General features: G+C 63.3%; 14 protein-coding genes. All 14 read left to right on the top strand.

The window, feature by feature from the left end:
- The first annotated feature begins 1 nt into the window (after position 1).
- The 14 genes from DS839_RS33240 to DS839_RS33305 all read left to right on the top strand — a co-directional run bounded on the left by DS839_RS33240 (position 2) and on the right by DS839_RS33305 (position 14,420).
- A complete protein-coding gene (locus DS839_RS33240; RefSeq protein ID WP_119274852.1) occupies positions 2-1,078 on the top strand; it encodes a branched-chain amino acid ABC transporter permease in 1,077 nt (358 codons plus the stop codon).
- Positions 1,071-1,799: an ATP-binding cassette domain-containing protein gene (locus DS839_RS33245; RefSeq protein WP_119274853.1), complete on the top strand. Its 729-nt coding sequence runs from the start codon at positions 1,071-1,073 to the stop codon at positions 1,797-1,799. The genes DS839_RS33240 and DS839_RS33245 overlap by 8 nt, the downstream gene beginning before the upstream one ends.
- Positions 1,768-2,484 (top strand): ABC transporter ATP-binding protein, encoded by a 717-nt coding sequence (locus DS839_RS33250; RefSeq protein WP_162918969.1) that lies wholly within the window; start codon positions 1,768-1,770, stop codon positions 2,482-2,484. The genes DS839_RS33245 and DS839_RS33250 overlap by 32 nt, the downstream gene beginning before the upstream one ends.
- A gap of 15 nt (positions 2,485-2,499) precedes the next feature.
- Positions 2,500-3,387 (top strand): alpha/beta fold hydrolase, encoded by an 888-nt coding sequence (locus tag DS839_RS33255; protein WP_119274854.1) that lies wholly within the window; start codon positions 2,500-2,502, stop codon positions 3,385-3,387.
- A 122-nt stretch (positions 3,388-3,509) separates the two neighbouring features.
- Entirely contained in the window at positions 3,510-4,337 is an 828-nt protein-coding gene (locus tag DS839_RS33260) for an ABC transporter ATP-binding protein (protein ID WP_119274855.1), read from the top strand.
- Complete coding sequence (locus DS839_RS33265; RefSeq protein ID WP_119274856.1) at positions 4,334-5,566, top strand: phenylacetate--CoA ligase family protein; 1,233 nt, start codon at positions 4,334-4,336, stop codon at positions 5,564-5,566. The genes DS839_RS33260 and DS839_RS33265 overlap by 4 nt, the downstream gene beginning before the upstream one ends.
- 70 nt (positions 5,567-5,636) lie before the next feature.
- Positions 5,637-6,776 carry an ABC transporter substrate-binding protein gene (locus DS839_RS33270; protein ID WP_119274857.1) on the top strand — a complete coding sequence of 380 codons (1,140 nt, stop codon included), beginning with the start codon at positions 5,637-5,639 and terminating at the stop codon, positions 6,774-6,776.
- 13 nt (positions 6,777-6,789) lie between these two features.
- On the top strand, positions 6,790-7,707 hold the full coding sequence (locus DS839_RS33275; protein WP_119274858.1) for a branched-chain amino acid ABC transporter permease: 918 nt from the start codon (positions 6,790-6,792) through the stop codon (positions 7,705-7,707).
- A gap of 9 nt (positions 7,708-7,716) precedes the next feature.
- Positions 7,717-8,673 carry a branched-chain amino acid ABC transporter permease gene (locus DS839_RS33280; protein WP_119274897.1) on the top strand — a complete coding sequence of 319 codons (957 nt, stop codon included), beginning with the start codon at positions 7,717-7,719 and terminating at the stop codon, positions 8,671-8,673.
- Positions 8,666-9,415: an ABC transporter ATP-binding protein gene (locus tag DS839_RS33285; RefSeq protein ID WP_119274859.1), complete on the top strand. Its 750-nt coding sequence runs from the start codon at positions 8,666-8,668 to the stop codon at positions 9,413-9,415. Before DS839_RS33280 ends, DS839_RS33285 begins: the two co-directional genes overlap by 8 nt.
- The gene (locus tag DS839_RS33290; RefSeq protein ID WP_119274860.1) at positions 9,412-10,098 is read left to right on the top strand and encodes an ABC transporter ATP-binding protein; all 687 of its coding nucleotides are present in this window, start codon (positions 9,412-9,414) and stop codon (positions 10,096-10,098) included. The genes DS839_RS33285 and DS839_RS33290 overlap by 4 nt, the downstream gene beginning before the upstream one ends.
- A 135-nt stretch (positions 10,099-10,233) precedes the next feature.
- A complete protein-coding gene (locus DS839_RS33295) occupies positions 10,234-11,391 on the top strand; it encodes an ABC transporter substrate-binding protein (RefSeq protein ID WP_119274861.1) in 1,158 nt (385 codons plus the stop codon).
- A complete protein-coding gene (locus tag DS839_RS33300; RefSeq protein WP_119274862.1) occupies positions 11,388-13,511 on the top strand; it encodes an adenylate/guanylate cyclase domain-containing protein in 2,124 nt (707 codons plus the stop codon). The genes DS839_RS33295 and DS839_RS33300 overlap by 4 nt, the downstream gene beginning before the upstream one ends.
- A gap of 204 nt (positions 13,512-13,715) precedes the next feature.
- Complete coding sequence (locus DS839_RS33305) at positions 13,716-14,420, top strand: hypothetical protein (protein WP_162918970.1); 705 nt, start codon at positions 13,716-13,718, stop codon at positions 14,418-14,420.
- The last annotated feature ends 52 nt before the right edge of the window (positions 14,421-14,472 follow it).

Genomic DNA, 14,472 nt, shown 5'->3' on the forward strand with positions numbered 1-14,472 from the left:
GATGCGGCTGATTTCGGCTGAAGATTGCGAGGCGCCGGTACCGCTCTGGTGGGCGTTGGTCGCGGCGGCGGCGGTGATCGGTTTCGCCCTTCCTTCGTTCGTCGGCCTCGATGTCGTGATGAGCACCTCGATCATCTTCGTCTATGCGATCCTGACGCTGAGCATGAGCTATCTCTGGGGCTATTGCGGGATGCTGAGCTTCGGGCAGACCGCGATGTATGGCGTCGGTGGCTATGCCTATGCCGTCATCGCCTTGAATTCGGGCAACACGACCATAGCGGTCTTTGCGGCCGTCTTCCTCGGCTGTCTTTTCGCGCTCGTCATCGGCTATTTCATGATCTATGGGCGGATCAGCAAGATCTATTTCACCGTCATAACGCTCGTGATCACTGTCGTCCTGGAAAAGGCGATCCGCGCCACGTCGGATGAGCGTTTTACGATCGGTTCCGTTCCCTTGCGCGGTCAGAATGGAATATCCAATGTGCCCGACCTGCAATTTCCATGGGACCCGTCGCAGACGCTGTTTCTGGACGGTGTCTATTACGTGGCTTTGGCGGCACTGCTTGCCGTTTTCATCGGGCTTCGGCTGCTGCTGACGACGCATTTCGGCCGCGTGCTCATGGGAATCCGCGATAATGAGCGTCGCTCCGAGCTTCTGGGCTACGACACGCGCAAATATCAGCTGGGCGCCTTTGTGTTGTGCGGCGGCATCGCGGCATTGGCCGGGGTGCTCTATGGCGTCTGGGGAAATTTCGTGGCGCCCGAGATGATGAATCTCAACTCCGCTGCGAATATCGTCATCTACGCGATCGTCGGCGGACGCTCGACGCTCGTCGGGCCGATCGCCGGCACGGCGATCATCCAGTATCTGACGAGCTGGCTCGGAACCGCCGGGGTGGGGCAGGTGACCGTGATCCTCGGCACCGTGCTCATCGTCTTCGTGATGCTGTTCCCGCGCGGTATATTGCCGACACTCGGCGACCTCATCGCGCAAGTATGGCGGTTTGCGCTCACTGGCCGTGATCGCGCCAAGCTTCCCGGCGCGCGCAAGACATCTGACAGGTGGCGCAATGCCTGAGTCCGAAATCCTGATCGAGACCATCGATCTCTCCAAGCGCTTTGGCGGCGTCACCGCCATCGACGGCGTATCCTTGCAGATCAGGCGCGGCGAATTGCGCTGCCTCATCGGACCGAATGGCGCCGGCAAGAGCACGTTCTTCAAGATGCTGACGGCGCAGCAGAAGCCGTCATCGGGTCGCATCCTGCTCGCCGGCACGGATATCACCGACTGGCAGGCGCATCGCGTGAGCGGGGCCGGCGTCGGGATCAAGAATCAGGTGCCGGACGTCTTCGACAATCTGACGGCGCGGGAGAATGTCTGGCTGGCGGCGAGCTACTTCAGGAAGACGGCCCGACCGAAGGTGCTGGTCGACGACGCACTGGGCAGCCTCGGCATAACCGCGCTGGCCGGCCGGCGCGTCGGCGAGCTTGCGCACGGCCAGAGACAGTGGGTCGAGCTGGCGATGGTGCTGGCGCGCGATCCTTCGGTGGTGCTGCTCGACGAGCCGACCGCCGGGATGAGCGACGAAGAGACCGCCAAGACCGCCGAGCTCATACTCGAGCTCAACAAGTCGCGGACGATCGTCGTCGTCGAGCACGATATGCAGTTCATCCGCAAGATCGCCAAGATGGTGACCGTCTTCCATCAGGGCAAGATCCTCGCGGAAGACACGATGGCCAATATTCAGAAGAACAGGATGGTACGCGATGTCTATCTCGGCAGATCGGCCGCTGCTTGAGATCCATGGGCTGAGATCGGGCTATGGCCGGATCCGGATTCTCGACGGGCTCGAGCTTTCGCTCGGCGAGGGCTGCATTCTCGGCATCCTGGGCCACAATGGCATGGGCAAGACGACGCTTCTGCGGACGCTGATCGGGCAGGTGAAAGCGAGCGAGGGCAGCATCCTTTTGGCCGGCAACGACCTCATGAAGCGCAAGCCCTATGAGCGGGCGCGCCTGGGATTGGGCTATGTGCCGCAGCGCCGTGAGATCTTTCCCGACTTGTCGGCGCTGGAAAACCTCAGGATGGGAATGACCCGGCATGAGGATGATCGGGTTCTTGACGAGGTGCTGGGCTATTTCCCCACCCTGGGTTCGCTGCTCGATCGCCCCGGAAAAGGATTGTCCGGCGGCCAGCAGCAGCTGCTCGCCCTGGCGCGCTGTTTGGTCGGAAGGCCAAGGCTTCTGATGCTCGATGAGCCCACGGAAGGCATACAGCCTTCGATCATCGAGGAGATCGCAAGCCTCCTGCCTGTCTTGCGGGACAAGTTCCGGCTCACGATACTTCTGGTGGAACAGGACCTGCAGTTCATTACGTCCGTCGCGAGCGAGGTCGCGATCATCCAAAAAGGCCGGATCGTGAGGCATCTCGATCCGCAGGAGCTTTCCAATCACGATGTCATAAACGCGTATCTGGGCGTCTGAACCGGATCTCTGCTCATGTTCATCAGAACGTCCGACGGATTGGATCTGCAGTTCAGGGAGGTTGGCCGGGGACCGACCATCGTCTTTTCCCATGAGTTTGGCGGAAACCATGCATCATGGGAAAAGCAGATCGAACGCCTGGCGACGACGCATCGGTGCATCGCCTACACGGCGCGCGGATTCTCGCCATCGACGACATCCGGCCAGGAGACGTATTACGGGCGCCACATGCTCGTGCGGGATCTCGTCGAGCTTGTGGAGAATCTGAAGCTGGAGCGCTTCCATCTCGTTGGCGCCGGAATGGGCGCGGCCACAAGCCTGCTCGCGGCGGAGCTCTTGGGCGACAAGGTAAAGACGATCACGCTTGCCGGTTGCCCGGCGGGTCCGCTTTCCCAATTGGAGCTGTTCGAACATAGGAGCAGGATCCGGCAAGTGCTGCTGGCGATGGAACAGAAAGACCCGGCCTTGGCGAGCTGGACATTGTGGAATGATCGGCCCGATGAGCGCTTGATCGGGGAGAAGGCAGCCTGGTGGCGAAAGTATCGCGGCATATTCGAGCAACACGACACTGCGGGCCTGGCCTTGACCCTCAAACGGGTTGAATGGGATGTTCCGGACTTCAAGCATCTGGAGCGGCGCCTGAGGCACATAGAGGCGCCGACCTTATTGGTTTCGGGAGACGATGACCGCCATGCTGCGCATATGACGGCTGCGCATCTGGCCAGGGTCTTGCCCTTTGCCAAGCTCGTGAAGCTGTCCCGTTGCGGCCGGCTGGTCCATTTTGAGCAGCCGGCGGTCTTCAACAAGCTATTGTGGCAGCATGTCAGGACTCTCGAACTGAGGGAGAATGGGCAAAGGCACTATTCGAAGCTGGAGCTGAGCCTGAATTTGGAGAGTTCCTGACCCGGTCGCGCGAGGTCACGGAAGGGCGCCGGCCGGGCCCCCGGATGCTCTACTTTCGAAGCGTATGAAAGCCGTCACGGGTATGATAGAGGGCGAAGAGCCTTGGGCATCACGTGACCGGCATGAATAAGGCAGCGGCCGCTGAGACAGATCCCATCCTTGTCGTGAACAATATCGAGGTGATCTATGATCACGTGATATTGGTCCTGAAGGGCGTGTCGCTGAGCGTGCCCAAGCATGGCATCGTGGCGCTGCTCGGCGCCAATGGCGCCGGCAAGACCACGACGCTGAAGGCGATCTCCAATCTTTTGAGAGCCGAGCGCGGCGAAGTCACCAAGGGCGCGATCCTGTTCAAGGGCGAAGAGGTGCATGATCTTTCGCCCAACGAGCTGGTGCGGCGCGGCTGCATCCAGGTGATGGAAGGACGCCATTGCTTTGCTCACCTCTCGGTCGAGGAAAATCTCCTGACCGGCGCCTTCACCCGCAAGGACGGCACGGCCGCGATCAGGCGCGATCTCGATCTCGTCTATTCCTATTTCCCGCGCCTCAAGGAGAGACGCGGCTCGCAAGCGGGCTACATATCGGGCGGCGAGCAGCAGATGACCGCGATCGGGCGCGCCTTGATGTCGAGGCCCGACATGATCCTCCTGGACGAGCCCTCGATGGGTCTTGCCCCGCAATTGGTGGAAGAGATCTTCGTCATCTTGCGCGAGCTCAACAAGGCGGAAGGCGTCTCCTTCCTGCTCGCCGAGCAGAACACCCATATCGCTCTCAATTATGCGACCCATGGCTACATCCTCGAATCCGGGCGCATCGTGCTCGACGGCAAGGCGGGCGAGCTCAAGGAGAACGAGGATGTGAAGGAGTTCTATCTGGGTGTGGGCGGGGAAGGGCGGCGCTCCTTCCGGACGGTCAAGAGCTACAAGCGACGCAAAAGGTGGCTCGCGTGAATGATCATTATGACAGCCGCGAAACGCAAGGCCGAGAGGAGCGTGAGCGCGCTCTGTTCGAGCAATTGCCGGAGGTCATCGCGGTGGCGCTCGCGAGCCCGGGCTGGCGCCAGCATCTGGGCAAGATCGATGCCAAGGAAATCACCTCACGCGCGGCGCTGGCGGATCTGCCGGTCCTGCGCAAGTCGGCGCTTCCCGCACTTCAGAAAGCGGCACCGCCCTTTGGCGGCTTCTCGGTTGTCCCGGTGCCGCAACTCGGCCGCCTCTTCACCTCGCCTGGTCCCATTTATGAGGGCGAGATGGCGTCGGGCGATGAGTGGCGCTATGCCCGCGTCCTCTTCGCTGCAGGGTTCCGGCCGGGCGACATCGTCCTCAATTGCTTCAGCTACCATATGACACCGGGTGGCTTCATCCTCGATTCGGGCGCCCGGGCCCTGGGCTGTCCCGTCATCCCGGCGGGGCCTGGCCATAGCGAGCAGGTCGTCGAGGTCATCGCGCATCTGAGGCCCGTCGCTTATTGCGGCACGCCGGATTTCCTCAAGATCCTCCTCGACAAGGCCGAGGAGCTTGGCCGCGACGTTTCCTCATTGCGCAAGGCTTCCGTCTCGGGCGCGGCCTTCCCGCCGAGCCTCCAGGCCGAGGTCAAGGCGCGTGGAATTGACGCGTATCAAGCCTATGCGACGGCCGATCTCGGCGGCATCGCTTATGAGACGGAGGCGCACGAAGGCCTCGTCCTGAACGAAGACATCATCCTCGAGATCCTGCGTCCGGGCACGGGCGATCCTGTGGCCGAGGGCGAGGTCGGCGAGATCGCGGTGACGCTGATCGACCGTCATCGCCCGCTCATCCGCTTCGCCCTCGGCGACATGACGGCGCTGCTGCCCGGTGTCAGCGCCTGCGGACGCAGCAATCAGCGCATCAAGGGCTGGATGGGCCGCGCCGACCAGACTGCCAAAGTGCGCGGCATGTTCGTGCGGCCCGAGCAGATCGCCGAGATCGCCAAGCGGCATCCGGAGGTGAAGCGCCTGCGCCTGGTGATCGGGCGCGCGCAGGAGCAGGACACGGTCGTTCTCAAGGCCGAAACCGCATCGGCCTCGGCGGCTTTGCAAAAGGCGCTGGCGGAGACCGCGGCGGGCATCACCAATCTCAGATGCGATGTTGCGCTCTGCGCAACGGGCGGCTTGCCCAATGACGGCAAGGTGATAGCTGATGAGCGGCCTCTATCCTGACGGTTGCGGGAGGCCGCGGTTCAGTTAAAGATGGCGGGAAACCGAAGACCATCCAAAGGGAGCGAGACACATGAAGAAACTTCTATTCGCCGCCATGATGGGGGCGGCATTGCTGACGGCGGGCGCCGCTTCGGCGGAGCCCGTGAAGATCGGCATGATCACGACCTTGTCGGGTGGCGGCGCCGGTCTCGGCGTCGATGTGCGCGACGGCTTCATGCTGGCGCTGAAACAGTCCGGCAACAAGGATGTCGAGGTCGTCATCGAGGACGATGCGCAGAAGCCCGAGCTTGCGGTGCAGATCGCCGAGAAGATGATCCAGAGCGACAAGGTGCAGATCCTCACCGGGATCATCTGGTCGAACCTTGCGATGGCGGTGGTGCCCAATGCGGTGGCCCAGGACATCTTCTATCTCTCGCCCAATGCCGGGCCCTCGGCCTTGGCCGGCGCCAAGTGCAACAAGAATTATTTCAACGTCGCCTGGCAGAACGACAATCTGCATGAGGCGATGGGCAACTACGCCAATACGGCCGGCTACAAGAAAACCTTCATCCTGGCCCCGAACTATCCCGCCGGCACCGACGCGCTGACCGGCTTCAAGCGCTTCTACAAGGGTGAGCTTGCGGGCGAGCTCTTCACCAAGATCGGCCAGACCGATTATGCGGCCGAGATCGCCCAGATCAGGGCATCGGGGGCGGATTCGGTCTTCTTCTTCCTGCCCGGCGGCATGGGCATTGCCTTCATGAAGCAGTATGCGCAGTCGGGCGTCGCCATCCCGGTGATGGGCCCGGGCTTCTCCTTCGACCAGGATGTGCTGGGCGCCATTGGCGATGCGGCGGTGGGTGTCAAGAATTCCTCGCAATGGTCGAAGGATCTCGACAACAAGGCCAACAAGAAATTCGTCGAGAGCTTCAAGGCGGAATATAACCGCTTGCCGTCGCTCTATGCGAGCCAGGGCTATGACACGGCTAATCTGATCATTGCGGCCCTGGCCAAGGCGAAAGTGACCGATGCCGACGGCTTCCGCGCGGCGCTCAAGGCGGCGGATTTCCCGTCGGTGCGCGGCAAGTTCAAGTTCGGGCCCAACAACCATCCGATCCAGGACATCTATGTCCGCGAGGTGGTGAAGGAAGACGGGGTCATCACCAACAAGATCATCGGCACTGCCTTCACCGACCACCAGGATGCCTATGCGGCGCAATGCAAGATGTAGGGCGATGCTCTAGGTGTCGCCGGCCCTCTTCGTCGAGCAGCTTCTGAACGGCTTGCAATTCGGCGTCACTCTGTTCCTGATGGCCGCGGGCCTGACCCTGATCTTTGGGGTCATGGGGCTCATCAACCTGGCGCATGGCTCGCTCTATATGGTGGGCGCCTTCGCCTGCGCCGCGGCTGCGGCGGCAACCGGCTCGTTCTGGCTGGGGCTCATCGCAAGCCTCGCTGCCGCGGCGGCAGCCGGCGCGCTGGTCGAGATCATCGTCATCCGCAAGCTCTATGACCGCGATCATCTCGACCAGGTGCTGGCGACCTTCGCGCTGATCCTGATCTTCTCGGAAGCGATACGCTGGCTGTTCGGGCCGTTCCCGCTCTATCTCGACATGCCGCCGGTGCTGTCGGGCTCGGTCACCTTGCCGGGCGGCATCCAGTATCAGCTCTATCGCCTGATCATCATCGGGATCGGCATCGCGGTGGCGATCGGGCTCTACATGCTCATCACCAAGACCAGGATCGGCATGCGCATCAGGGCAGGGGCCTCCGACCGCGAGATGATGGCGGCACTCGGCGTCGATATCGGCAGGCTTTATACGATCATCTTCGCGCTGGGCGCGGCGCTCGCCGGTCTCGCCGGGGCTTTGGTCGGCGTCAATCAATCGGTCCAGGTCGGCATGGGCGAGCCGGTGCTGATCCTTGCTTTCGTCGTCATCGTGATCGGCGGCATCGGATCGCTATGGGGTGCGCTCATCGGCGCGGTGCTGGTCGGCATCACCGACACGATGGGACGCTTCCTCCTGCCGCAGATCTTCGCATTCTTCATGGAGCCGTCGCAGGCGACGACGGTCGGCGCGGCTCTTGCCTCGATGCTGATCTATATCGTGATGGCGCTCATCCTGGCTTTCAGGCCGAAAGGCCTGTTCGCCCCGGCCTGAGCCATGCCGATGAGCCGGGAGAATTGGGTCAATCTCGCTTTGGCGGCCTTGCTGCTCGCAAGCCCGATCATCGCCCAAGGCCTCGGCGAGAGTTTTTACGTGACGCTCGCGACCCGCATCGCGGTCCTCGCTCTGGCGGCCATCGGCCTCAATCTCGCTTTGGGACTTGGCGGCCTCGTCTCCTTCGGCCATGCGGCCTTCTTCGGCATTGGCGGCTATGTGACCGGCATCCTCAGCATCAATGCGTTGAATGGCGTCGCGCCGGGCAGCGACCAGATGCTGCTTCTGTGGATCCTGAGCGCCGTTGCCGCGGGCCTCGTGGCGCTGGTGACCGGCGCCATATCCTTGCGGACTTCCGGCGTCTATTTCATCATGATCACCTTGGCCTTCGCCCAGATGATCTATTATTTCGTAATCTCCTGGCCGGCTTATGGCGGCGAGGACGGGCTCTCGCTCAGCCTGCGCAACCAGTTCCCGCTGCTCAACACACAAAAGCCTCTCACCTACTTTCTCATCTGCTATGTCCTCCTGCTCTTGGCGCTCATGGTCTTCGTCCGCTTGCGCGACGGACGCTTCGGGGCCGCCTTGCAGGGGGCACGGCAGAACGAGACGCGCCTCGCAGCGCTGGGTATCCCGCCTTTCCCGATCCGCCTCACGGCGTTCGTGATGTCAGGCATGATCACCGGCGTGGCGGGGGCGCTCTATGCCGATCTCACCCGCTTCGTCAGCCCCTCGATGCTCTCCTGGCATCTCTCGGGCGAGTTGATCGTCATCGTCATCCTGGGCGGCACCGGCCGGCTCTTCGGGCCGGTCGCCGGGGCGGCGCTCTATGTGATGCTGGAATTCCTGCTCGGCTCCTTGACCGAGCGCTGGCAGCTCTTTCTCGGGCTCGTGCTGCTCGGCACCGTTCTCTATGCGCGGGGTGGCCTCATCGGCCTCGTCGCGGGAAAGATGCGCCATGGCTGAGCCGGTCCTCGCCCTCGCGCATCTTTCGAAATCCTTCGGCGCCCTGAAGGTGACCGACGATGTCTCGCTCGACCTGCGTCCCGGCGAAGTCCATGCGCTGATCGGGCCGAATGGCGCCGGCAAGACCACCTTGATCCATCAGATCGCCGGCACGATCAGGCCGGATGGCGGCACGCTCCGTTTCCGCGGCCGGGACATAGGGGCCATGAGCGTGGCGGCGCGGGCGCGGCTGGGCCTCGCCCGCAGCTTCCAGGTCTCCTCGCTGGTGCTCGAATTTTCAGCCTTGCGCAATGTCATGCTGGCCGTCCAGGCCCGGCAGGGATCGAGCTTCCACTTCTTCAAGCGGGTAATGAGCGATGCCGCGCTGACCGAGCCCGCAATGGCGATGCTCGCCCGCGTCGGGCTCGAGAAACGCGCGTCAGTCGCCGCGGCCGAGCTCTCGCATGGCGAAAGGCGCAAGCTCGAGATCGCGATTGCCTTGGCATTGCGTCCCCACGCCTTCCTCCTCGATGAGCCGATGGCGGGCATGGGGCCCGAGGGCTCGAAGGAGCTGACGCGCTTTCTCGATCGTCTGCGGACCGAGGCGCCGATCCTTCTCGTCGAGCACGACATGGATGCGGTCTTCGCGCTGGCCGACCGCATCTCGGTCCTGGTCTATGGCCGCATCATCGCCGGCGGCAAGCCCGCCGAGATCCGCAAGAGTGCGGAGGTGCGCAAGGCCTATCTGGGAGAGGCGTCGTGACTCTGCTCCAGATATCGGATCTCGCGGCCTTCCACGGGCCGTCCCAGGCGCTCTTCGGCGTCGAGCTCGATATTGCCGAAGGCGAGGTGGTGGCGCTTCTCGGCCGAAACGGCATGGGCAAGACGACGACCATCCGCTCGGTCCTCGGGCTCTGCGACATGCGGGGTGGGGACATCCGTTTTTCCGGACAAACGCTGGCCGGCATGAAGCCTCACCTGAGGGCGACGCTCGGCATCGGGCTCGTGCCGGAAGGCCGCCGCTGCTTCCCGACGCTGACCGTCGAGGAAAACCTCGTTGTCGCCGCCCGCGCCGGCCCCTGGTCGCTCCAGACCATATTTGGCCTGTTCCCGCGGCTCGCGGAGCGCCGCCGGCAATATGCCGGAACTTTATCGGGCGGCGAGCAGCAGATGCTGGCCATCGGCCGGGCGCTGATGACCAACCCCAGGCTCCTGATGCTGGATGAGGCGACGGAAGGGCTGGCCCCGGTCATGCGCCAGGAGATCTGGCGGGCGATCGGCCAATTGAAGCGTCAGGGCCAGTCGCTCTTGATCGTCGACAAGATCCTGGTGGAACTTCTGCCGGTGGCGGACCGCTGCGTCGTTCTGGAACGGGGAAGGACAGTGTGGAGCGGGTCGGCTTCAAAGCTTAACGACGAGTTGCAGAGCCGCTATCTGGGCGTTTGATCGGCCCCTCTTCATAGGGTATTAACCTATTATTCGGCAGCTATTTAGGGTGCCATTTTCCCGAATCGCGCGGCGTTGTACGTTAGCCAAGCGCTTCCCTTCGGCGGCGTGGCGCGGTTTCTTGTGAGCGGTGCGATGAACAAACGCCGGACAGGCGTGCTTGCGGCGATGCTTTGGCTGGTCGCGACGGCGGCGGGTGCGGAAACGCCAGGCGTCACGCCCGAGCGCATCCTGTTCGGGCAGTCGGCGGCGCTGGGGGGCCCGGCCGCCGATCTCGGAACCGAGATGCGGCGCGGCATTCTCGCCGCCTTTGCCGAAGTGAACCGGGCGGGTGGCGTCGGCGGCCGCCGTCTGGAGCTGCGTGCCTATGACGACCGCTACGAGCCGGAGCAGGCGATCGCCAACACGCTCAAGCTTATCAACAATGACGGTGTCTTCGCGCTCATCGGCGCCGTCGGTACATCGACATCGGCCGCGAGCGAGCCCATTGCCCGCGCCGCCGGGGTTCCGTTCATCGCCCCCTTTTCCGGCGCCCAATTCCTGCGCGACCCGGCGCTGAGCGAGGTGGTGAATATCCGCGCATCCTATTTCCAGGAGACGGAGACGCTCGTCGAGCGGCTGATCAGCGAGCTTGGTATCTCGCGCATCGGCGTCCTCTATCAGGACGATACCTACGGCCGCAACGGTCTTGCCGGTGTGCGCCAGGCGCTCGAGCGGCGTGGCCTCGCGATGGTTGGCGCCGGCACCTACATGCGCAACTCGACCGCGGTCAAGACGGCGCTCCTCGGGCTCCGTCAGAAGAATCCGGAAGCGATCATCATCATCGGCGCCTATCAGCCAAGCGCCGTCTTCACTCAATGGGCCCGCAAGCTCGGCATCAAGGCCCTGATCGGGAACGTCTCCTTCGTCGGCAGCGATGCGCTTGCCGCGGCGCTGGGCCCGGCCGGCGAGGGCGTCTACATCACGCAAGTCGTGCCGTTTCCGGAGGGCGACACGATACCGCTTCTGGCCGAATACCGAAAAGCGCTCACTGCCAATGACGCGAGGGCGGAACCATCCTTCGGTTCGCTGGAAGGCTACATCGCCGGCCGGCTGACGGCCAGTGTGCTCGCGCGGGCAGGAGACGTTCCGACGCGGGAGAGCTTTCTTGCAACGCTTGCCAATATCGGCACGTTCGACATCGGCGGGTTCAAGCTCCGCTACGGGCCGAGGGACAACCAAGGCTCCGATCAGGTGTTCCTCACCATGATCCACGACGGCAAAATCATCTCGGTCGACCGGCTATCGCAATGAACTCGCCCCCGTCCAGCACCGCGAGCCCACGGCGGCGGCCGCGGTTCGGCCTGTCCGTCAAACTCTATGCGGCGATTGCCGGTGCGGTGGCGCTCATCCTGGCGGCGAGCGTGGTCGCCTGGATATCCTTCGTCGAGCTTGGGCACCTGCAGCGGCGCATCACGCGTGAGCATATTCCTTCGATCACCGACTCGCTCAGGCTCGCGCAGCAGAGCGCCCTGATCGCCGCGACCGCGCCGGCGCTCGTCTCGGCCCCAAACGAGCTCGAACGGCGGCGGCTGATGAGCGCGGTCCGCGCCCATCAGGATGTGATCGTCGCGCTGATCGATGATCTCGAAAAGCAGAGCGCCAGTGCCACCGATCCCGGCAATCCGAGACAGCTCATCACCGGGATAAGGCAAGCGAGCGGCGAACTCGCGACGGCGCTTGATCGCTTGGACCAGTCGGTCGGGCGCCAGCTTGCGCTCAGAGCCGAGCTTGCCGAGCGCCGCGATCGGGCGGTCGAGCTGCATCGCCGCCTGATCGAGAAGCTGACTCCGCTTCTGGACGATGCGACGATGTATCTGGTCACCGGATATCGCCAGCTCGACGATGCCGTACCGGTCGCGCCCGATATGCGTCTTTCGGATGCGGCGCTGCTCGACTACGCCGCAGTGGCGCAGCTTGGTGCCGAAGGCAACCTGATCGGTGGTCTTCTCGCGGAAGCGTCGAACGTCCCCGACGCCAATCTCTTGCCGCCGCTGCGCGAGCGTTTCCAGGCGGCGGCGGATCGGTTTCGAACTGCGCTTGGCGTCGTCACGGGCAACGACGCGGAGGTGCTGCGCGTAATCGCCGACGGCCTAATTGGCCTCGGTGAAGGATCGAACGGCATTTTTGCGCCGCGTGAAGCCCTCCTGGTCGAATTGCAGACGGCTGAAGGTCTGACCAGCCAGGCGAGAGAGATCGCCGCACGGCTGACCGGCGATGTCGACCGGCTCGTCGCCGGTGTCGGCGATAGAACCGCGCAAGCGGTCACCGCCTCCAATCGCGCGATCGATATCGGCAGCACGCTGCTCCTGCTGCTCAATGGATTGAGCATCCTGGGCGCGCTGCTGATCGGCTGGGGCTATGTGGCGCGGCAGGTCACGGCACCGGTGGTGCGCATTACCGATGCCGCCGCCGCCTTCGAGGAACAACGCTTTGATCCCGAAAGCCTGGCCTCCGTGCGCAAGCGCACCGACGAGCTCGGCGAGCTCGCCCGCACCTTCACGCGCATGGCGGGCGAGGTCCAGACCCGCACCCAGACGCTCGACCGGCTGGTGGCCGAGCGCACCAGCGCGCTGGAGAGCGTCGCCAACCGCCTGGCCAAGTACCTGTCGCCCCAGATCTACAACTCGATCTTCTCGTCCAAGGGCGAGGCCGGGGGCAAGCTCGCGCGCAAGAACCTCACGATCTTCTTCTCCGACATAGCGGGCTTCACCGACATCAGCGACGGCATGGAGCCCGAGCGGCTCTCCTTCTTCATCAACACCTATCTGAGCGAGATGTCGAAGATCGCCATCGAGCATGGCGGCACCATCGACAAGTTCATCGGCGATGCGATCCTGGTGTTCTTCGGGGATCCCGAGACCGAGGGCGACCGCAATGACGCGCTGCGCTGTGCCCGCATGGCGCTGCGCATGCGCGACCGGATGCTCGAGCTCGACAAGACCTGGCACGAGAACGGCATCTCGAAGCCGCTGCGCGCGCGCATGGGCATGACCACCGGCTATTGCACGGTGGGCAACTTCGGCTCGGAGCATCGCATCGAATATACCGTGCTCGGCAGCGCCGTAAACCTTGCCGCGCGGCTCGAGACCAGGGCCGAGGCCGGCACCATCCTGATCGCCGATTCAACCTGGCTCCTCATCAAGGATGCGGTCGATGCGACGCCCATGGGTGAGATCACGCCCAAGGGCTTCGCCCGCCCGGTCGGCTGCTATCGCCTGAACGGCCTGACCGCCGCAGGCGTTGGGGACGCGGTCACGCTGGCCGGGCGCCATGTCTCGGTGAACGTCCCGCATCGGGGCCACATTCCTGAGGCGATCGAGGAGCTGCGCCGCATGCAGGAGGACCTGGCGCGGCGTTTGCCGGAGGCTTGATCGGGCTGGTGATTGTCACAAGCCGCCCAGCGCACTCCGCGCGAGAATCCTGTATGGTGAGAACCCTAGGTAAACCTTGCAAGGGCGAAAGGGGCCTCAAAAGGCGGTACAATGGCTCTCTGGACCGTTACGGACATAGATAATGTGGGAGGGGCGGACGGGAGCAGAACCGTTCGGGTCCAGCTTTCCAATGATTCTTCAGTCGTGAGCAAGGAGATGGCGGTCTCGGAGGCCATGGATCTCCGCCGTCAGGTTGAGAAATCGCTGAAGAGAGATCCCCTCGCGACCAGCATTCAAGTGACGCTCGGTGGCGAGCTTTATGAGATCGACGGCGGCAGCGCGCAATCGTTCCTGGCAAGGCTGGCGCCGGACCGGCCTCGAATGTCCAACATGAGCATTCCTCCGATCCTTGCCATCGGCGTCATCGTCGCCTTGCTTGCCGGCTGGGGTGCCATATATCTGAAGTTCAGCAGTTCCCTCGACGCTGCCAATGTCGAGATGGTGAAGCTCGCGTCGCAGATCGTCCAACGCCCCAGAACCAATCCCGGTTTGCTGACCTGGGCGGTAGACAGGCTTGCGAAGGATGCGGAAATCGAGATTTCTCCAGAGCGACGCCAGGAGATGATCCAGGTTCTCACGACCTATCCCGACACCTCTTTCGAAACCATCGCCGAGATCTACGGCTCGGGGCTTCCGGAGCTCAATGGGCTTGTCGGGCGACTGGAGACTTATGATTTTTGGCATGGGAAAAAGAGCGCAGGCGGCGGTTCGGTTAATGAGACGCAGAAGTCGGACACTCAACAACCTTCGGCCTCCCGTAAGGAAATCATTGATCGGCTCCCTGAAGAGCAGAGTGAAGAATCATCCGGTCAATCACAGACCGTGTACCCCAAGACGCCTGGCAGGTGATCACCAAGCAGACCGATGAGGTCCCTTGTCCCGGGTGGGCTTGCACAACTGA

Source organism: Taklimakanibacter deserti (assembly GCA_003574785.1).